Origin of the sequence: Ensifer sp. YR511, from assembly GCF_900103045.1 — a bacterium.
GTDB lineage: Bacteria > Pseudomonadota > Alphaproteobacteria > Rhizobiales > Rhizobiaceae > Ensifer > Ensifer adhaerens.
In genome coordinates, this window is the sequence record NZ_FNGR01000004.1 from 194853 (window position 1) to 213343 (window position 18491).

The window sequence follows — 18491 nt, forward strand, 5'->3', positions numbered from 1 at the left end:
CTGGAGCTCCGCAGCGGCGCCTGGGCGTGGAAGCTCATCTTCCAGGGCGATATTCGCCGCCCGACACCGTAACTTCCACCGGAGCTTGAATGAGGAAACAATGGCTGATCTGAGAAATTACCAAACCCGAATGTCGCCCGCCGGCGCTCAGGCGGGTGCCGTGATTGACGAAGGCCTTCGCGCATACATGCTGAAGGTCTACAACCTGATGGCGCTTGGTCTGGCGATCACTGGCGTCGCGGCCTACCTGGCCTTCCAAATGGCGTTTTCGGATGGCCAGCTGACTGCCTTCGGTGCTGCGATCTATACGAGCCCGCTGAAGTGGGTGGTGATGCTGGCGCCGCTGGCGCTCGTGTTCTTCATGAGCTTCCGCATCAATAGCATGAGCGTTTCTGCCGCGCAGACGACGTTCTGGATCTATGCGGCCCTGATGGGCCTGTCGCTGTCGTCGATCTTCCTGATCTACACCGGCCAGAGCATCGTTCAGACGTTCTTCGTGACGGCCGCCTCGTTCGGCGCCCTGTCGCTTTACGGCTACACCACGAAGAAGGACCTGTCCGGCATGGGCTCGTTCCTGATCATGGGTCTGTTCGGCGTCATCATCGCGTCGATCGTCAACATCTTCCTCGCCTCTTCGGCGCTCGCCTTCGCGATCAGCGTGATCGGCGTGCTGATCTTCGCTGGCCTCACCGCCTACGACACGCAGAAGATCAAGGAAATGTACTACGAAGCCGATGACAGCGCCGTTGCCGGCCGCAAGGCGATCATGGGCGCGCTGACGCTCTACCTCGACTTCATCAACCTGTTCATGTTCCTGCTCCAGTTCATGGGCAACCGGAACAACTAAGTCTGAACAGCACACGGAAAAGGCGGCTTCGGCCGCCTTTTTTGTTTGCTGAAGCAGCTTGAAAGCGTCCGGACTCCGTGGGAGTGAAAGGACGACGAAACCTTGGGATCAAAGTCTTTAGCCATGTCCCTGACCCTGCGCGACGCCACCCTGGCCGATCTTCCCGTCATCACCGAGATCTATCGCGAATCCGTGTTGCACGGGGTTGCGACCTACGAGATCAACCCGCCATCCGAAAAGGAGATGCGGGCGCGGTTCGAAACGATCATCGGCAGCGGCTACCCGTACATGGTTGCGGTAGACGCGGGCGGGACGATCATCGGCTATGCCTACGCATCCGGCTTCCGCACGCGCACGGCCTATCGCTTCCTGGTCGAGGATTCCATCTACCTGGCGCCGGAAGCGCGCGGCAAGGGTGCCGGCAAGGCGCTGCTGGTCGAACTCGTCCGGCGTTGCACGGAACTCGGCTTCCGCCAGATGGTCGCGGTGATCGGCGGTGCCCATCCGGCCTCGATCGCCGTGCACCGGTCGCTCGGCTTCGAACTCCAGGGCACGATGAAAGCGACCGGCTTCAAGCATGGCCGCTGGCTCGACACGACGATCATGCAGCTCGCGCTCGGCGAGGGCCAGGCGACCGACCCGCCGGAAGACGTCTATCCGGACACCCTCTACCAGTGACCATCGCTTGCTGAAGAATGTCAGTCGGCGAAGCGCCTCGCAGCGCGCCGTAGGCAGGTCGTGCCGTTGCTGCCCGTGACGTCGGCGTGCGTCTCCTGATGGCACCCTTTCCCGCTGGTCAGGTTTCCACCAGCCTCAGCACCTTGTCGAATACCTTGAGCACCTGGGCGAGCTCGTGACCGCGCTTCAGGATCGTGCCGTGAATGTTCAGCACGCTATAGGCGCCCTGTTTCGCGGCCAGTTTCGGGTTCTTCTCGATCCGGTAGAGCGGCATTTCGCCCGAACGCTTGAACACTGAGAAGACCGCGCGGTCCCTCAGGTGGTCGATCGCGTAGTCCCGCCACTCGCCTTCGCCGACCATACGGCCGTAGACCCACAGGATCTGATCCAATTCGCGACGATGGAAAGTGATGGGGGGAGCGTTCTTGGCGTTCTTGTATTCGTGTAGATCGATGACCACTTCGGAAGTGGTCTCGCGCTGATGGCGCGCCTCGCCTTGCGGCAAATCCGGCTCATCGGTCATCGGCAATCCGGCCTTCTGTTGTGACAGAACGATTACAGTGTGCCTGACACGAGCCGAAAAGCAAGCTGGAAGCCATGGGACGATGAGGTCATTTCTTGCCTCTGCCCCATTTCAGTCAAACCGGCGCCCCAATTCATCGCAAAACTCGCGGGCGCTGACGGACAGAGTCGTTGCCACCGTATGTCCGGTCAGATCGTCATGCTGCGGGAGTTCACCGAACGCAGTTATGGCCGGTTCGGTCCGGTAACTTCGAACCCTCAGCCCCAGCCCCTCGATGCTGCCGGGCCGAACCAACCCCTTGCGCTTCGCCGTCCCTACAATTTGCCCTGAGGGCCGGCGAGCACGGCCGCAGCGCCGATGATGGCACCCGGCGTTTCCTTGTCCTTCATCGATTGCAGCAGGATCGCGCAGCCGCTGTTTCCCGGGCGCTCGGTCAGCACCGTCGCCGGCAGCGTGAAGGACGCGGGCTGGCCGTCCCACATGCCGATCGTCTGTATGTCACGCACCGCATGCCAATAGGGGACTTCCTTGCCGCGGTTCTCCCCCTTCTCCATCTTCACGATCTTGGCGCGGTCGAAATAGACGACGACGACGTTGGCCTTGCCGATGCCGCTACCGATGGTGATCTGGATTTCTTCGCCGAGGATCTTGGCGCCGACGGGAACGGCAAGCCCTTTGCCTTCCGCCTTCATCGTTTCCAGCCGCGTCTTGATTGCCTGCAGATTGCCGCCGTTCAAGTGGTCGCGGCCATTCAGGATCGCCTGGGGCGTGTAGACGCCGTTGCGCCCGAGCATGCGCGCATAGGCATATTGCCGCTCGGTGTTTTCCTTCGATGCCAGCGTGTCGGCCCAGCCGAGATAGTTCCAGTAGTCGACGTGATAGGCGAGCGCCACCACATCGCCCTCGTCGACCAGCGACTTCAGCGCCGCATCCGCCGGCGGACAGGACGAACAGCCCTGGCTGGTGAACAGTTCGACAACGCCCTTGACCGCCTGTTTCTCCTGCGCCCCGGCAGGGGCACCGGCGGCTGCGAGCAGCCCGAAAGCCAGTGCAACAGGGCGAATGAAAGAACGGTCTGCGGATGTCATGGCGTCACTTCGTTACCGGCCGTCGGCCTACTCCTTGTGGGGGAGTTCACTACATACGACGCCCCTGCATCAACGGGAAGTCACGTTGGAGTGAGGTGGCAAGTGAGCGCGACCCGGCACCGGATCGTCGGCAGGTGCACCTCAAAGAAAGAGCCGGGGCGCCTTTCGGCGTCCCGGCTCCGGAGCCTCGTATGCGCTCGCGCGATTAGGCGGCGAGGTCGCGCAGAACCGTCTGCAGGATGCCACCGTTGTTGACGTAGGTCACTTCATCCAGCGTATCGATACGGCAGACGAGCGGCACATCTTTCACGCTGCCGTCGCCGTAGGTTACCTTGGCAACGCGCTTTTCGCGCGGCTGGACATTGGCGAGGTTTTCGATCGTGACGATCTCATCGCCCTTGAGGCCAAGCGATTCCCAGGTCGTGCCTTCCTCGAAGACGAAGGGAATGACACCCATGCCGACGAGGTTCGAGCGGTGGATACGCTCGAAGGACTGCGCGATGACGGCCTTGACGCCGAGCAGGTTGGTGCCCTTGGCAGCCCAGTCGCGCGACGAACCGTTGCCGTATTCGACGCCGGCGAAGATGACGAGCGGAACGCCCTCTTCCTTGTACTGCATGGCGGCGTCGTAAATCGACATCTCTTCCTTGGACGGATAGTGGATGGTGTAGCCACCTTCCTTGCCGTTCGGGCCGAGCATGTGGTTGCGGATGCGGATGTTGGCAAACGTGCCGCGCATCATCACCTCATGGTTGCCACGACGCGTGCCGTACTGGTTGAAGTCGGCAACGCCGACGCCGTGACCGATGAGGTAGGCACCGGCCGGCGAGGCCGCCTTGATCGAACCGGCCGGCGAGATGTGGTCGGTGGTGATCTTGTCGCCGAAGAGACCAAGCACGCGGGCGCCCTTGATGTCGGAGATGCCCGAACCGGACTTGCCCATGCCGACGAAGTAGGGCGGGTTCTGCACGTAGGTCGAACCGTCGTCCCAGGCATAGGTCTGGCCCGGAGGAACCTGAACGGCCTGCCAGTTTTCGTCGCCCTTGAACACGTCGGCGTACTTGGTCGCGTAAAGTTCGCGGGTGACGTACTTGAAGATGAACTCCTGGATTTCCTTGGAGGTCGGCCAGATGTCCTTGAGGAAGACCGGCTTGCCGTCCTGGTCTTCGCCGAGCGGCTCGTTGGTCAGGTCCTTCTGGACGGAACCTGCAAGCGCGTAGGCGACGACGAGCGGCGGCGAAGCGAGGTAGTTCGCCTGGACGTCCGGCGAGATGCGGCCTTCGAAGTTACGGTTGCCCGAAAGAACGCCGGCGGCGATCAGGCCCTTGTCGTTGATCGTCTTCGAGATCGGCGCCGGCAGCGGGCCGGAGTTGCCGATGCAGGTCGTGCAGCCGAAGCCGACGAGGTTGAAGCCGAGCGCGTCGAGGTCCTTCTGCAGGCCGGACTTGGCGAGGTATTCGCCGACGACCTGCGATCCCGGTGCGAGCGAGGTCTTGACCCACGGCTTGGACTTCAGGCCCTTGGCGACCGCGTTGCGGGCGAGCAGGCCGGCAGCGATCAGGACCGACGGGTTGGAGGTGTTGGTGCAGGACGTGATCGCAGCGATGGCAACGTCGCCATGGCCGAGATCGAAATCGGTACCTTCGACGGCATAGCGGTTCGAAAGCTGGCCCGGCTTCTTGTAGTCGCCTTCAAGCGAGGTTGCGAAGCCCGATGCGATGCTTTCGAGCGGGATGCGGCCTTCCGGACGCTTCGGGCCAGCCATGGCCGGAACGACGTCGCCGAGGTCGAGTTCGAGCGTGTCGGTGAAGACGAGCTCGGAACCGTCACCGTCACGCCACATGCCCTGAGCCTTGGAATAGGCTTCGACGAGAGCGATGCGCTGCTCTTCACGGCCGGACATGGTGAGGTAGTTGATGGTTTCGCTGTCGACCGGGAAGAAGCCGCAGGTGGCACCGTATTCCGGACCCATGTTGCCGATGGTGGCGCGGTCGGCGAGCGTCATGTTGTCGAGGCCCGGGCCGAAGAATTCGACGAACTTCGAGACAACGCCCTTCTTGCGCAGCATCTGCACGACCATAAGCACGAGGTCGGTCGCGGTGACGCCTTCCTTGAGCTTGCCGGTGAGCTTGAAGCCGATGACCTCAGGCAGGAGCATGGAGACCGGCTGGCCGAGCATGGCAGCTTCCGCTTCGATGCCGCCCACGCCCCAGCCGAGAACGCCGAGACCGTTGATCATGGTGGTGTGGCTGTCGGTGCCGACGCAGGTGTCCGGGTAGGCGGTGACGACGCCATCTTCTTCACGGGTCCAGACGGTCTGGCCCAGATACTCCAGATTGACCTGGTGACAGATGCCGGTGCCGGGCGGAACGACGCGGAAGTTCTTGAACGCCTGCTGGCCCCACTTCAGGAAGCGGTAGCGCTCGCCGTTGCGCTCGTACTCGAGCTCGACGTTGCGGGCAAAGGCGTTCGGGGTGCCGAATTCGTCTACGATGACGGAGTGGTCGATGACGAGGTCGACGGGGACGAGCGGGTTGATCTTTTCCGGGTCGCCACCGAGCGAGACCATGGCGTCGCGCATCGCCGCGAGGTCGACGACAGCAGGCACGCCGGTGAAGTCCTGCATCAGAACGCGGGCCGGGCGGTAGGCGATTTCGTTTTCAGCCGTGCCCTTGTCGTTGAGCCAGGCGGCAACGTTCTCGATGTCCTTCTTGGTGACGGAGCGGCCATCTTCGTTGCGCAGCAGGTTCTCGAGCAGAACCTTCATCGAATAGGGCAGCTTGGAAACGCCGGCGAGACCGTTCGCCTCAGCCTTGGGCAGGCTGTAATAGACGTAGTCGACACCGTTGACGGTGAGCGTGGAGCGACAATTGAAGCTGTCTAGGGATTTGGACACTGGATAATACCCCGTTCCGTCTGATCGCCAAAAACTGACGTACGAACGCCCGAGCGCCTGTGAAGCGCGAATTGGGATGCGGGTGCGGCCATTTCCGCTGTCCGTACGTGGAAATTCATTCCATGTTCGGCGCTAGGATGAAATTCACGCCGACCGCTGGCGTGTTGGCCGCCTTATAGATAATTTCTCCAAAACGTGCCAGAGCAACGAAGGTCGAAACGGGACTTTTTTTTGCCCTGCGGCAAAGAGAGTGAAGGGAAGCTGAAAATTCATGCGCCTCATGGCTGAAGGGTTGAGCGCGAAGCGCGGTGAGGACCTGATTTTTAACGATATTTCCTTTATTCTCGACGCCTCGGAAGCCCTTGTCGTGACGGGTCCGAACGGCTCCGGCAAGTCCACTTTGCTGCGGGTTCTTGCGGGGTTGTTGAGGCCCGAAAGCGGGCACCTGAAACTTGAGAATGGCCCCCCGGAAATCGCCCATCCATCCGAGCTCAGCCACTATCTCGGACACCGCAACGCGATGAAGCGTGAACTGACCGTCGCGGAAAATCTTTCCTTCTGGCGAGACTTCATGGGTGATTCGCCCGGGGCGCGCGGCGCCACGCTCACCGAGGCGGTCGAAGCGGTTGGCCTGCCGGATATCGCCCATCTGCCCTTCGGTTATCTCTCGGCCGGCCAGCAGCGGCGCATGGCGATGGCCAAGCTGGTCATTGCCTATCGCCCGATCTGGATCCTCGACGAGCCGACCGCAGCGCTTGACGCCGGCGCCGACCGGCTGTTTGCCGATCTGGTGAAGGCGCATCTTGGCAAAGGCGGCATCGTCATTGCGGCGACCCACCAGCCACTCGGGCTCGACCGCACGAAGGAGCTGCACATGACGGGGTTCGAGCATCTGGCAGGAGATCGCTGGCATGATGCATAGGGTCGCAATGCCTGGAAGCCCATTGCCGGAAAACGCGCGCGTGCCGATCCGGAGGTTGCCGCTATGATCGCGCTCTTTTTCCGCGATCTCAAACTGTCGATCCGCGCCGGCGGCGGGGCGATGATCGGCGTGCTCTTCTTCATGACTGTGGTGGCAGTCATTCCCTTCGGTGTCGGTCCCGACCTGAACCTGCTTTCGCGCATCGGACCGGCGATCCTGTGGATCGGCGCGCTGCTCGCCTCGCTGCTCGGCCTCGACCGGCTGTTCCAGGCGGAGCGCGACGACGGCTCGCTCGACCTGATGCTGATGCAGGAAACGCCGCTGCTTTTCACCGTCTTCGTCAAATGTGCGGCGCATTGGGCGGCGACCGGCCTGCCGCTGGTGATTGCCTCGCCCTTGCTCGGCCTCTTCATGAACATGAGCGAGATCGCCATCGGCGCCACCATGCTGACGCTTCTGATCGGCACGCCGGCGATCACCTTCATCGGTGCAGTGGGGGCGGCCGTTGCCGTGTCGCTGCCGCGTGGCGGGCTGCTGGTTTCGATCCTTGTTCTGCCGTTGGCGATCCCGGTGCTGATCTTCGGTGTCAGCGCTGTCTATGCGGCGATCGAGGATCCGGCGCCGTTCCTGCCACCTTTGATGATCCTTGCGGCAATCACCCTGTTCTTCGCCGTCATCGGCCCGGTTGCCGCCGCCGCAGCACTTCGGCACGCGTCCGATTGACGCAATCGGGCCAGAACGGGCGAAAGTGTTTGCGGCATTCCCATGGATTTGTCGCTAAGCCGTTCAGATCGATAACATTTATGATCCGCGTTCCAACTCGATCGTGATCGGGCGATTGACGCGGATCAATTGCAGGCGGGCGCCTTAAGCGTTAAAGAGCCAACATGAGCGAAAACAGCCTGGCCATCCGCAAATTCAGCGATCTCGCCAACCCGACGCGGTTCCTGGCGTTGGCTGACCGTCTGTTGCCCTGGCTTTCCGGGCTGACGGCGCTGTTCTTCGTTGCCGGCGTCTGGCTTTCCTTCACGACGGAAGGTGATTACCAGCAGGGCGAAACGGTGCGCATCATGTATGTGCACGTGCCCGCGGCCTGGCTGTCGATGATGTGCTATTCGGTGATGGCCTTGGCAGCTCTCGGTACGCTCGTCTGGCGCCATCCGCTTGCCGACGTCTCCTCGCGCGCGGCAGCTCCGATCGGCGCCTGTTTCACCTTCCTGGCGCTCGTCACCGGCTCGCTCTGGGGCAAGCCGATGTGGGGCACCTGGTGGGTCTGGGACGCGCGGCTGACCTCGGTCTTCGTGCTGTTCCTGATGTATCTCGGACTGATGGCGCTCAACCGCGCGATCGACGATCCGGCGCGGTCCTCCAAGGTTTCGGCCATTCTGGTTCTCGTCGGCTTCGTCAACATCCCGATCATCAAGTTCTCGGTCGAGTGGTGGAACACGCTGCATCAGCCGGCGAGCGTCATGCGGCTCGACGGACCGACGATCGATCCGGAGTTCCTGTGGCCGCTGATCGTGATGGCGGTCGCGTTTACACTGCTGTTTTTCACGCTGCACATCGCCGCCATGCGCAACGAAATCCTGCGCCGGCGCGTCACGGCGCTCAGGCGCCTTGCGGCCCGTGCTGCCGGACGGGGAGCCCGCGCACAATGATGAGCCACGCCGCCTACGTTTTCACGAGCTATGGAATAGCCACGCTGACGGTCCTAGGTCTGATTGCCTGGGTCGTGCTCGACGGTCGTGCCCGCCGGCGTGAACTCACCGAACTCGAAGCCGCAGGCATCCGCCGGCGCTCGGCCGAACCGGCTACCGGAGAAACACGATGAGCAACGCACCCGCTCCGGGTAACGAGGAGCGCAAACCCGGCCCCATGCGTTTCGTGCTGGCGGCGCTGCCGCTCGTCATATTCGCCGGGCTTGCGGCGATCTTCTGGAGCCAGCTCAATTCCGGCAAGGACGTGAGCGAAATCCCCTCCGCGCTGATCGGCACCAAGGCGCCGAAACTCGACATGCCGGCGCTCGAAGGTGCGACGCGCGATGGCCAGCCGATGCCGGCTTTGACCGATGCGGCGATCAAGGGCAAGCTGACGCTCGTCAACGTCTGGGCCTCCTGGTGCGTGCCTTGCCGGCAGGAGCATCCCTTCATCCTCGAACTGTCGAAGGATCCGCGGCTGACCGTCGTCGGTATCAACTACAAGGACCAGAACGAAAACGCGCTCAGGTTCCTCGGCGAACTCGGTAATCCCTTCTCCGCCATCGGCGTCGACCCGCGCGGCAAGGCGGCGATTGACTGGGGCGTCTACGGTATTCCGGAATCCTATCTCGTCGGCGCTGACGGCACGATCCTCTACAAGCGCGTCGGCCCGTTCGACGAAAACAGCGTGAAGACGGGTCTGCTGCCGGCGATCGAAAAGGCGACTGCGGGTTCGTAACCGCTCCCGGCATTAGCTCTCATTCGGATGGGAGGGATTTGCTCCTCATCCGCCTGCCGGCGTTCTGCCCGCAAGCGGGGCGAAGAAGACACTTAGCGCTCGGTTGCCCTAAACTCTCGCATCGCATCGACGGCATAAAACCGTGCTTTCCCTGCCGGGCAGTCGTGGAATGAAAGTGAGTGCCTCAGTCCCTTCGCCCCATCTGCCGGAGAAGGTCGCGGATGCGAGATGAGGGGCTGCGACGGCGACCGAAGCCCGCTTAAATCCCCGCCTGCCAGTCCCGGACCGCATCAAGCGGCCAGACGAGCATCAGCACGTTGAGTGTGAGATTGTCGCGGATCAGCCAGCCGGTGAAGAGTTCGAAGACGATGGCGACCGTTACGGTCAGCCAGACGGGCATGCGGGCGGCAAACAGGAAGCCGGCGGCCATGGCCAGTGTATCCATCGTCGAATTCAGGATGCTGTCGCCGAAATAGTCGAGCGAAATCGTTGCGGAGCGGTAGCGGTTGATCACCATCGGCGTGTTTTCGGCGATCTCCCAGGCCGATTCGATCACGGTCCCAAGGAAGAGCTTTGCCGTCAGCGGCTTGCCGCGCAGGAGCAGATGGCCGAGGCCGTAGAACAGGAAGCCGTGGATGATGTGCGACGGCGTGTACCAGTCGGCGATATGCTGCGAGTTGCCGCTGGATTTGACCACGGGCTCGAACAGTTTGACGTAGCCGCATTCGCAGATCCAGAGGCGACCCATCAGATGCTGGGTGACGATCTGGATGATGAGAACAGCAAAACAGGCGGCGAGCCAGAGGAGTGCGTGCCGGTTGCGGCTGTCATTCTCCTCGAGCATCGTGCTCACTCGGCGTTCTCCTGGTCAAGCGAGTGCTTCATGATCAGCGGCATCTGGGCGAGCGTAAAGAGAATGGTGATCGGCATCGTGCCCCAGACCTTGAAGGCGACCCAAAAATCGGTCGTGAACGAGCGCCAGACCACTTCGTTGAGCACGGCGAGAACCAGGAAGAACAGGCCCCAGCGCAGCGTCAGCTTGCGCCAGCCGGCCTCATCCAGCTTGAAGGCGGAGTGGAAGACGTAGCCGAGCAGCGACTTGCCGAACAGCAGGCCGCCGAGCAGGATCGTGCCGAACAGCGTGTTGACGATCGTCGGCTTCATCTTGATGAAGGTGTCGTTCTGCAGCCAGAGCGTCAGCGCGCCGAAGACGAAGACGACGATGCCCGAAATCAGCGGCATCATCGGCAGGGTGCGGGTCAGCAGCCAGGAGACGGCAAGCGCGATTGCGGTCGCGGCCATAAACAGGCCGGTGGCGATGAAGATCGGACCGCCGAGTTCGGCGAGCGCCGGAAAATGCCCGGCCAACCATTCGCCACGCGAATTGGTAAAGAAGAAGACCATCAGCGGCCCAAGCTCCAGCACCAACTTGAGCAAGGGGCTGACTTCCTTCTGCGGCTTGGCAGCCTCGATCGACGACATCTGGGGGTCCTGTTTCTGCATGTACCTGCTGCTCATAACACCAGCTTTGCGGCAAAACCATATCAAGGCAACGGGCCGGCGTAACTACGCGCAGGCCCGATCGCCCCGTCAGGCGGCAACGCCGGCGATCGCCTCGGCAAAATCCTTGGCTTCGAACGGCTCGAGATCGTCGATCCCTTCGCCGACGCCGATGAAATAGACCGGCAACTTGTGCTTGGCGGAGATGGCGACGAGGATGCCGCCGCGCGCTGTGCCGTCGAGCTTGGTCATGATCAACCCGCTGACGCCGGCGACGTTGCGGAAGATCTCGACCTGCTGCAGCGCGTTCTGGCCGGTGGTGGCGTCGAGCGTCTGCAGCACGGTGTGCGGCGCATCCGGATCGAGCTTGCCGAGCACGCGCACGATCTTTTCGAGTTCGGCCATCAGTTCCGCCTTGTTCTGCAGGCGGCCGGCGGTGTCGATGATCAGGACGTCGGACTTCTTCTCGCGCGCCTGCTGGAAAGCCTCGTAGGCAAGGCCAGCGGCATCGGCGCCGAGTTTGGACGAGACGATTTCTGAGTTGGTGCGCTCGGCCCAGATCTTCAGCTGCTCGATCGCTGCGGCCCGGAAGGTGTCACCGGCGGCGAGCATGACTTTCAGGCCCGCGCCGGAAAGCTTGGCGGCGAGCTTGCCGATCGTCGTGGTCTTGCCGGTGCCGTTGACGCCGACCACCAGGATCACGTGCGGCTTGTGGCTGAGATCGAGTTCCAGCGGCTTGGCGACGGGCGAAAGCACCTTGGTGATCTCGCCGGCCATAATGCGCGACACGTCCTCGCCCGAGACATCCTTGCCGTAGCGTTCCGAGGCGAGCGTGTCGGTGATGCGCATCGCCGTTTCGACGCCGAGGTCGGCCTGGATCAACAGGTCTTCGAGATCCTGCAGCGTCGCTTCGTCGAGCTTGCGCTTGGTAAACAGGCTGGCGATCTGGCCGGTCAGTTGCGACGAGGTGCGCGCGAGGCCGCGGCGCAGGCGCTGGTACCAGCTGAGCTTTTCCTTCGGCGCGGCGACGGGTTCTTCCTTGGGCTTGCGCTCTGTGGCGGAGAAGCCCTTGGGCAAAGCGGGCGTAGCAGTGGGCTCGGCCTCGGCTGTCTCGGTCGGCGCGACGTCGGTGGCGGCATCTGCTGCGTTGGCTTCTGCGGTCTCGATGCTTTCGCGGAGGGCTGCGGCTTCACCCCCGTCTGCCCTGCCGGGCATCTCCCCCACAGGGGCGGAGATCACGCTGGGCTCGCTCTCGAGTTCGGAAGCAAGCGTTTCGGTTGGCGTGACCTCGTCTGCTTCGGCAGTCGTGACGTCGCTTGCCGTGGGTTCGGCATCGTCAGCAGCTTCCTCGATTCTCTCGACGATTTCGGCCTCGCGGGAGGCTACGATGATCTCATCGGAGGGAGCAGGCGCCTTGTGCGCAACAGGCGCCGCAGTCTCGGTGGCAGCTGTTGCTTCCTCAGCTGTGGCCTCGGTCTCCGTCTGCTCTCTCCCCTTGAGGGGGAGATGTCCCGAAGGGACAGAGGGGGGTATCGCGGCTTCAGTCTCGGCCGGCGTTACCACAGCTTCGACCGGGGCGGCTTCGTCACGCGCCAGCTCTTCGGCGTCGTCGGAGGCCGGGCCACCGGCCGTCTCGATCTCGGCCTCAAGCACCGGATCGTCGTCGGACAACGGCAGGGTCTCGATGTCGACAGGTGGTTCGAAGGCGGTTTCCGGGCTCTCTTCGACGATCTCTGCCTCGGCAACGGCGGCAGGCGGTTCGACCGCCTCGGCGCTCGGCTCCGGTTGCGCCTCGACTTCGGGCGCAGAGACGATCGTCTCCTCCGGTACACCTTCCGGCGGCTTCGTTTCCTCCACCGCGCCCTTGCCGAAGGTGAAGATCCTCTTGATGAAACCCATTGCCATTCAGGAATTCCGCATAAATCAGGCCGCAGCCATCTGTTTTACCTGCATCGTCAGATGCTTGCCATTGTGGCCGGTGATTGAGACCGGGACAAGCGCACGGGGCGTCAGGTCAGCCGCGTCGACGAGCGTGAAGTTTTGTGTGTGGGCAAGCCCGTTGTTCTCGACCAGGATCGTCTGCTCGCTGCCGACCATACCTTCGAGGTGGCGGGCGTAGAGCGTCGCGCCGACGGCGCGAAGCCGCGCAGCGCGATCCTTGACGAGCGCCCGGTCGAGCTGCGGCATGCGTGCCGCCGGCGTGCCGGGACGCGGGCTGTAGGGAAAGACGTGCAGATGCGCGATGCCGCAGTCCTCGGCGAGGCTCGCGGCATTTTCGAACATCTCTTCGGTCTCGGTCGGAAAGCCGGCGATCATATCGGCACCGAGGCTGATATCGGGGCGCAAGCGCCGGACCTGATCGGCAAAGGCGCGGGCGTCGGCGCTCGAATGACGGCGCTTCATGCGCTTCAGGATCAGGTCGTCGCCATGCTGCAGCGACAGGTGCAGGTGCGGCATGAAGCGCGCCTCGTCGGCGATCAGGTCGAAGAGGTGTTTGTCGGCCTCGATGCCGTCGATCGAGGAAAGCCGCAGGCGGCGGATTTCCGGAACCTGTTTCAGAAGCGTCTTCGCCAGCAGCCCGAGGGTCGGCGTGCCCGGCAGGTCGGCGCCGTAGCTGGTGGCGTCGACGCCGGTCAAGACGATCTCGCAATAGCCACTCTCAACCAGCCTGCGTGCCTGGTCGACGACGGCGCCCATCGGCACGGAGCGGGAATTGCCGCGGCCATAGGGGATGATGCAGAAGGTGCAGCGGTGGTCGCAGCCGTTCTGCACCTGGATGAAGGCGCGCACGTGGCCATCGATGTGCTTGACCATCTGCGGTGCGGTGGCGCGCACGCTCATGATGTCGTTGACCCGCAGCTTTTCTTCAGCCGAGACGCCGAAATCCGGCAGTGAACGATAGGAGGCGCTCTTCAGCTTCTCCTCGTTGCCGAGCACGGCGTCGACCTCGACCATTTCGGCGAAGGTCTCTTTTTCGGTCTGGGCGGCGCAGCCGGTGACGATGATGCGGGCATGCGGATTGTCGCGCCGGGCACGGCGGATCGCCTGGCGCGCCTGGCGCACGGCCTCGCCGGTGACGGCGCAGGTGTTGACGAGGATGGCGTTGTTCAGCCCCGCCTTTTCGGCTTCCGCCCGCATCACTTCGGATTCGTAGGTATTGAGACGGCAGCCGAAGGTTATGACCTCGACGCCGCTCAAAGCGCCCGGGCTCCGCCCGCTTCGGCCTCGTCGCGCTGCCAGGTTCCGGTCGTCGGGTTCAGCGTGCCGGACCATTCCCATTCGGCAGGTCCCGTCATGACGACATGATCGTCGTGCTCACGCCATTCGATCGTGAGCTTTGCCGGGGCAGGGGCTGATGCGACGTCGATCACCACCTTGCGGCCGGTGCGGCCGGTGCGCGCGGCGCTGACCGCAGCCGCGCAAGCCGCCGAGCCGCAGGCAAGCGTCAACCCGGCGCCGCGTTCCCAGGTGCGGGTGCGCAGCGACGAGGGCGAAAGCACCTGCGCCAGCGTGATGTTGGCGCGCTCGGGAAACATCGGATGGTTTTCGAGCAGCGGGCCGAAACGATCGAGATCGAAGGACATCGGGTCCTTGTCGACCCAGAAGACGGCGTGCGGATTGCCCATCGACATGGCCGAGGGCGAGTGCAGGACGGGATTGTCGATCGGTCCGATCTGCAGTTCGATGCGGCTCGTATCGGCAAATTCCTCGGCAAGCGGGATCTTGTCCCAGGCAAAGACCGGCTTGCCCATGTCGACCGAGATCGTGCCGTCCTCATGCTCGATGGCGTTGAGGATGCCTGCAATGGTCTGGAAGGTGAAGGCCTTCTTGCCGGTTTCGGCGGCCAGTGCCTGGACGACGCAGCGCGTGCCGTTGCCGCAGGCCTGGGCCATGGAGCCGTCGCAATTGACGATATCGATCCAGGCGTCGGTGCCCTGAGCCTTGGGGTCGTGGATCGCCATGATCTGGTCGAAGGCGGTTGCCGGATCGGCATTGAGCGCGATCGCAGCGGCCGGCGTCACCCGATCCTTCCGACCGCGCATGTCAACGACGAGGATCTTGTTTCCAAGCCCGTTCATCCTGGCAAATTGCACGTTGTCGGTCATGTCGCGATTGTCCAAACGGGCCCGCTCCGGGCGGGCCATCCTTCATTCGGGCTGTATATGGCGGAAAAGCCCGGAAAATACCAGTGCCGCCTTTATTCGGCTCCCTCGCCGCCGGTCGGTACATCGAAGATTTCGCCGGGGCGAAGCGGCCGGAAGCGGCTGCGGGCGATGCCCGCCGCATCGAGCGCCCGTTCCAGCGCCTGTCGCGGCTCTTCGACGCCTTCGTCGGTCAGGCGAAACGTACCCCAATGGTGGCCGGCGACATGGGCGGCGGCGCAATCGACCATGCCGCGCACGGCTTCCTCCGGGTTCTGGTGCTGGTCCTGCATGAACCAGCGCGGCTCGTAGGCCCCGAAGGGCAGGTTGGCGAGGCGGAAGGCGCCGTGTTTTTCGCGGGCGGCGCGATAGTTGATGCCGTCGTGAAAGCCGGTATCGCCGACGTGGTAGATCTTGCCGGCCGGCGTCTCCACGACGAAGGCGGCCCAGAGCGCCATGCGCCGGTCGCGCGAGCCGCGCGCCGACCAGTGGTGGCAGGGCTCGGCGTGAAGAATGACGTCATCGCCGCAATCGAGCTGGTCGCCCCAGTCGACCACGTCGATCTCGACGTCGGGAACGGCGCGGCGGATGATCGTGTCGTTGCCGAGCGGCGTGACGATGCGGGGAGCATGTTCCTCGTGAAGGGCTGCCAGCGTCTCGACATCGAGGTGGTCGTAGTGATTGTGGGTGACGAGCACGATGTCGATCGGCGGCAGGTCGTCGAGTTCGATGCCGGGCGCGTTGCGGCGCTGCGGGCCGGCAAAGGCAAACGGGCTGGCGCGATGCGACCAGACGGGGTCGGTGAGAATGTTGAGCCCATGCACCTGGATGAGCAGCGTCGCGTGTCCGACCATCGTCACGCGCAGGCGATCGCCTTCGACGCTGAGTTCAGGCTTCACCGGCGCGAACGGGCTTGGATTGTGCGCGGGCCAGCGCACCTTGCCGCTGCCGAACTGCCAGCGCAGGAGATCTGCCGCGCCCTTGGGCGGTTTGCCGTCGGGATTGAAGAACCTGGTGCCGTCGAAATGATCGGTGACGGGACCTTGGTAATAGGGATTGCGTGTCTTCATCCGGGCGGTTCGCCTTGGTTGAAAGGTCAAGGTTTAATAAATTCTTGAAGACAGCAACTGGATTGCTATCGTGGTTCCATGCTCGTTCGATTCGACCCGCAAGAACGTCTCTACAAGACCCTGAAGCTGGTCCGCTCCATCCATCTCAATATGCAGCGCTCGGCAGAACATATGCTCGATGGTGCCGGCATATCAGTGGCGGAGCGGGCGGTTCTCGAACTTTTTTGCGAAACGCCGCTGACGGTGCCGGAAGCCGGACGGCGCCTGTCGATGAAACGGCAGTTCGTGCTCAGGGTCGTCAACGGGCTGATGGACAAGACGTTGCTGGAAAGACGGCCGAACCCGGAACACCGCAGCGCCTATCTTTGCGCGCCGACGGCGGCCGGGCGTGATCTGTTCGCGGAAATCCATCGCCGCGAGGTGGAGTTGCTGCATGCCCTGCTCGGCGATATCAACCAGACCGAAGTGGTGGCCGCACTTCGGGTGATGACGCGGGTGTCGACCGCCTTCGAGCAGCTGGCCGGCGAACTCGACGACGCCGGCAAGGACGGGGCGCTCTGAGCCGAAAGCGCCTCATTTGCCTGCCGTCCTTGACTTTTGCCGCGCTTTCCTGTTTATCCGCGCCAATTCCTTCGCAAGCTCAAGTCTTCGAAGCCACCGACCGGGTCCCGTAGAGGTATAAAGAGAACCCGGAGGTCAACACCCGACAGCGCGTGGCGCCCTCGGGTGGTTTTTGGCTTTGCGCCTTGTTTTCTGCGCGAAGGAACCCACGTTTCCGGCGAGTTGATCGCCACCGGAAACCAGAAGGAAGTGAGAATGTTCGAGAGCCTCCAGGACCGCCTTGGTTCCATATTGAATGGACTGACCGGCCGCGGCGCATTGTCGGAAGCCGATGTTTCCGCTGCGCTCCGCGAGGTTCGCCGTGCGCTGCTCGAAGCCGACGTCGCGCTCGACGTCGTGCGCTCCTTCACCGAAAAGGTTCGTGAAAAGGCCGTCGGCGCCGAGATCCTGAAGTCGATCAAGCCCGGCCAGATGGTCGTCAAGATCGTCCATGATCAGCTCGTCGAGATGCTCGGCTCCGAGGGCGTCACGATCGACCTCAATGCGCCGGCGCCGGTCGTCATCATGATGGTCGGTCTGCAGGGCTCCGGTAAGACGACGACCACCGGCAAGATCGCCAGCCGGATGAAGGCCAGGGACAAGAAGAAGGTCCTGATGGCATCGCTCGACACGCGTCGTCCGGCAGCCCAGGAGCAGCTTCGCCAGCTCGGCGTGCAGACCGGCGTCGACACGTTGCCTGTTATTGCCGGCCAGTCGCCGACCGATATCGCTGCGCGCGCCGTTCAGGCTGCCAAGCTCGGCGGCCACGACGTCGTCATTCTCGACACGGCGGGCCGTACCCATATCGACGAGCCGCTGATGATCGAGATGGCGGAGATCAAGCGGAAGTCCAATCCGCATGAAATCCTGCTCGTGGCAGATGCGCTGACCGGTCAGGACGCCGTCAACCTCGCCCGCAACTTCGACGAACGCGTCGGCATCACCGGCCTGGTGCTCACCCGTATGGACGGCGACGGCCGTGGCGGTGCAGCGCTGTCGATGCGTGCGGTCACCGGCAAGCCGATCAAGCTCATCGGCGTCGGCGAAAAGATGGGCGAACTCGAAGAGTTCCACCCCCGCCGCGTCGCCGACCGTATCCTCGGCATGGGCGACATCGTCTCGCTCGTCGAGAAGGCTGCCGAGAACATCGACGCCGAGAAGGCGGCTGCCATGGCCGCCAAGATGGCCAAGGGCAAGTTCGACCTGAACGACCTCGCAGACCAGCTCGGCCAGATGCAGAAGATGGGCGGCATGGGCGGCATCATGGGCCTGATGCCCGGCATGGCCGGCATGAAGGACAAGATGGCCGCGGCCGGCCTCGACGACAGCCTGTTCAAGCGCCAGCTCGCCATCATTTCGTCGATGACCAAGGCCGAGCGCGCCAACCCGGATCTGCTCAAGCACTCGCGCAAGAAGCGCATCGCCGCCGGTTCCGGCACCGATGCCGCCGACATCAACAAGCTTCTGAAGATGCACCGCCAGATGGCGGACATGATGAAGATGATGGGCGGTAAGGGCAAAGGCGGCATGATGAAGCAGATGATGGGCGGCCTTGCCAACAAGATGGGCCTTGGCGGCCTCGGTGGCGGCGGCATGCCTGATCTCTCGAAGCTCGACCCGAAGCAGCTCGAAGCCCTGCAGAAGCAGGCGGAAGCCGCCGGTCTGAAGCCGGGCGGTATGCCGGGCCTTGGCGGCGGTGGCCTGCCAGGTCTGGGCGGCGCCAAGCTTCCGGGTCTTGGTGGCGGCTTCCCCGGCCTTCCCGGCCTGCCGAAGAAGAAGTGAGGATCGC

General features: G+C 63.3%; 18 protein-coding genes. 9 read left to right on the top strand and 9 right to left on the bottom strand.

What is annotated here, in order from left to right:
• The first annotated feature begins 100 nt into the window (after window positions 1–100).
• Both BLU15_RS10375 and BLU15_RS10380 read left to right on the top strand, forming a co-directional pair.
• Window positions 101–847, top strand: a complete 747-nt coding sequence (locus tag BLU15_RS10375) for a Bax inhibitor-1/YccA family protein (protein WP_090295248.1) — start codon at window positions 101–103, stop codon at window positions 845–847.
• Between the two features lie 123 nt (window positions 848–970).
• Window positions 971–1525 (top strand): GNAT family N-acetyltransferase, encoded by a 555-nt coding sequence (locus BLU15_RS10380; RefSeq protein ID WP_034802847.1) that lies wholly within the window; start codon window positions 971–973, stop codon window positions 1523–1525.
• Between the two features lie 118 nt (window positions 1526–1643).
• On the opposite strand, the gene BLU15_RS10385 is transcribed toward BLU15_RS10380, so the two are convergent.
• The 3 genes from BLU15_RS10385 to acnA all read right to left on the bottom strand — a co-directional run bounded on the left by BLU15_RS10385 (window position 1644) and on the right by acnA (window position 6032).
• Window positions 1644–2048, bottom strand: a complete 405-nt coding sequence (locus BLU15_RS10385; RefSeq protein WP_176960281.1) for a DUF2794 domain-containing protein — start codon at window positions 2046–2048, stop codon at window positions 1644–1646.
• Between the two features lie 314 nt (window positions 2049–2362).
• Window positions 2363–3136, bottom strand: a complete 774-nt coding sequence (locus tag BLU15_RS10390) for a DUF1223 domain-containing protein (protein ID WP_090295252.1) — start codon at window positions 3134–3136, stop codon at window positions 2363–2365.
• Between the two features lie 205 nt (window positions 3137–3341).
• A complete protein-coding gene (gene acnA, locus BLU15_RS10395; RefSeq protein ID WP_034802837.1) occupies window positions 3342–6032 on the bottom strand; it encodes an aconitate hydratase AcnA in 2691 nt (896 codons plus the stop codon).
• A 271-nt stretch (window positions 6033–6303) separates the two neighbouring features.
• Between acnA and ccmA the strand changes: the two genes are divergently transcribed.
• From ccmA to BLU15_RS10420, 5 genes are all read left to right on the top strand, one after another.
• Window positions 6304–6954, top strand: coding sequence for a heme ABC exporter ATP-binding protein CcmA (gene ccmA / locus BLU15_RS10400; RefSeq protein WP_090295254.1), 651 nt, complete (start codon window positions 6304–6306; stop codon window positions 6952–6954).
• A gap of 63 nt (window positions 6955–7017) precedes the next feature.
• Window positions 7018–7677, top strand: coding sequence for a heme exporter protein CcmB (gene ccmB, locus BLU15_RS10405; protein ID WP_034802831.1), 660 nt, complete (start codon window positions 7018–7020; stop codon window positions 7675–7677).
• 164 nt (window positions 7678–7841) lie between these two features.
• A complete protein-coding gene (locus tag BLU15_RS10410) occupies window positions 7842–8612 on the top strand; it encodes a heme ABC transporter permease (protein WP_060611226.1) in 771 nt (256 codons plus the stop codon).
• The gene (ccmD, locus tag BLU15_RS10415) at window positions 8609–8785 is read left to right on the top strand and encodes a heme exporter protein CcmD (RefSeq protein ID WP_090295256.1); all 177 of its coding nucleotides are present in this window, start codon (window positions 8609–8611) and stop codon (window positions 8783–8785) included. The genes BLU15_RS10410 and ccmD overlap by 4 nt, the downstream gene beginning before the upstream one ends.
• On the top strand, window positions 8782–9390 hold the full coding sequence (locus BLU15_RS10420; protein WP_060521458.1) for a DsbE family thiol:disulfide interchange protein: 609 nt from the start codon (window positions 8782–8784) through the stop codon (window positions 9388–9390). The genes ccmD and BLU15_RS10420 overlap by 4 nt, the downstream gene beginning before the upstream one ends.
• A gap of 259 nt (window positions 9391–9649) precedes the next feature.
• Here the strand turns inward: BLU15_RS10420 and BLU15_RS10425 are convergent, their stop codons facing one another.
• The 6 genes from BLU15_RS10425 to BLU15_RS10450 form a co-directional block, all read right to left on the bottom strand.
• Entirely contained in the window at window positions 9650–10234 is a 585-nt protein-coding gene (locus tag BLU15_RS10425) for a DUF2585 domain-containing protein (RefSeq protein ID WP_060611309.1), read from the bottom strand.
• 5 nt (window positions 10235–10239) lie between these two features.
• Entirely contained in the window at window positions 10240–10872 is a 633-nt protein-coding gene (locus tag BLU15_RS10430) for a septation protein A (protein WP_090295448.1), read from the bottom strand.
• A gap of 108 nt (window positions 10873–10980) precedes the next feature.
• Window positions 10981–12795 (bottom strand): signal recognition particle-docking protein FtsY, encoded by a 1815-nt coding sequence (gene ftsY / locus BLU15_RS10435; RefSeq protein ID WP_090295258.1) that lies wholly within the window; start codon window positions 12793–12795, stop codon window positions 10981–10983.
• An 18-nt stretch (window positions 12796–12813) separates the two neighbouring features.
• A complete protein-coding gene (mtaB, locus tag BLU15_RS10440) occupies window positions 12814–14088 on the bottom strand; it encodes a tRNA (N(6)-L-threonylcarbamoyladenosine(37)-C(2))-methylthiotransferase MtaB (RefSeq protein ID WP_090295259.1) in 1275 nt (424 codons plus the stop codon).
• Window positions 14085–14996, bottom strand: a complete 912-nt coding sequence (gene dapF / locus BLU15_RS10445; protein ID WP_089044391.1) for a diaminopimelate epimerase — start codon at window positions 14994–14996, stop codon at window positions 14085–14087. The genes mtaB and dapF overlap by 4 nt, the downstream gene beginning before the upstream one ends.
• Window positions 14997–15088: 92 nt before the next feature.
• Window positions 15089–16102: an MBL fold metallo-hydrolase gene (locus tag BLU15_RS10450; RefSeq protein WP_034802812.1), complete on the bottom strand. Its 1014-nt coding sequence runs from the start codon at window positions 16100–16102 to the stop codon at window positions 15089–15091.
• Between the two features lie 78 nt (window positions 16103–16180).
• Between BLU15_RS10450 and BLU15_RS10455 the strand changes: the two genes are divergently transcribed.
• On the top strand, window positions 16181–16663 hold the full coding sequence (locus tag BLU15_RS10455; protein ID WP_090295261.1) for a MarR family winged helix-turn-helix transcriptional regulator: 483 nt from the start codon (window positions 16181–16183) through the stop codon (window positions 16661–16663).
• 255 nt (window positions 16664–16918) lie between these two features.
• Window positions 16919–18484 carry a signal recognition particle protein gene (gene ffh / locus BLU15_RS10460; RefSeq protein WP_090295262.1) on the top strand — a complete coding sequence of 522 codons (1566 nt, stop codon included), beginning with the start codon at window positions 16919–16921 and terminating at the stop codon, window positions 18482–18484.
• Window positions 18485–18491 lie beyond the last annotated feature (7 nt).

Coding starts and splice junctions, on each gene's coding strand:
- BLU15_RS10430 (WP_090295448.1), bottom strand. CDS start 10,872: ATGTCGTCGATCGAGGCTGCCAAGCCGCAGAAGGAAGTCAGCCCCTTG.
- ccmD (WP_090295256.1), top strand. CDS start 8,609: ATGATGAGCCACGCCGCCTACGTTTTCACGAGCTATGGAATAGCCACG.
- BLU15_RS10375 (WP_090295248.1), top strand. CDS start 101: ATGGCTGATCTGAGAAATTACCAAACCCGAATGTCGCCCGCCGGCGCT.
- BLU15_RS10410 (WP_060611226.1), top strand. CDS start 7,842: ATGAGCGAAAACAGCCTGGCCATCCGCAAATTCAGCGATCTCGCCAAC.
- BLU15_RS10390 (WP_090295252.1), bottom strand. CDS start 3,136: ATGACATCCGCAGACCGTTCTTTCATTCGCCCTGTTGCACTGGCTTTC.
- ccmA (WP_090295254.1), top strand. CDS start 6,304: ATGCGCCTCATGGCTGAAGGGTTGAGCGCGAAGCGCGGTGAGGACCTG.
- BLU15_RS10455 (WP_090295261.1), top strand. CDS start 16,181: ATGCTCGTTCGATTCGACCCGCAAGAACGTCTCTACAAGACCCTGAAG.
- dapF (WP_089044391.1), bottom strand. CDS start 14,996: ATGACCGACAACGTGCAATTTGCCAGGATGAACGGGCTTGGAAACAAG.
- BLU15_RS10420 (WP_060521458.1), top strand. CDS start 8,782: ATGAGCAACGCACCCGCTCCGGGTAACGAGGAGCGCAAACCCGGCCCC.
- ffh (WP_090295262.1), top strand. CDS start 16,919: ATGTTCGAGAGCCTCCAGGACCGCCTTGGTTCCATATTGAATGGACTG.
- BLU15_RS10385 (WP_176960281.1), bottom strand. CDS start 2,048: ATGACCGATGAGCCGGATTTGCCGCAAGGCGAGGCGCGCCATCAGCGC.
- ftsY (WP_090295258.1), bottom strand. CDS start 12,795: ATGGCAATGGGTTTCATCAAGAGGATCTTCACCTTCGGCAAGGGCGCG.
- ccmB (WP_034802831.1), top strand. CDS start 7,018: ATGATCGCGCTCTTTTTCCGCGATCTCAAACTGTCGATCCGCGCCGGC.
- BLU15_RS10380 (WP_034802847.1), top strand. CDS start 971: ATGTCCCTGACCCTGCGCGACGCCACCCTGGCCGATCTTCCCGTCATC.
- BLU15_RS10450 (WP_034802812.1), bottom strand. CDS start 16,102: ATGAAGACACGCAATCCCTATTACCAAGGTCCCGTCACCGATCATTTC.
- BLU15_RS10425 (WP_060611309.1), bottom strand. CDS start 10,234: ATGCTCGAGGAGAATGACAGCCGCAACCGGCACGCACTCCTCTGGCTC.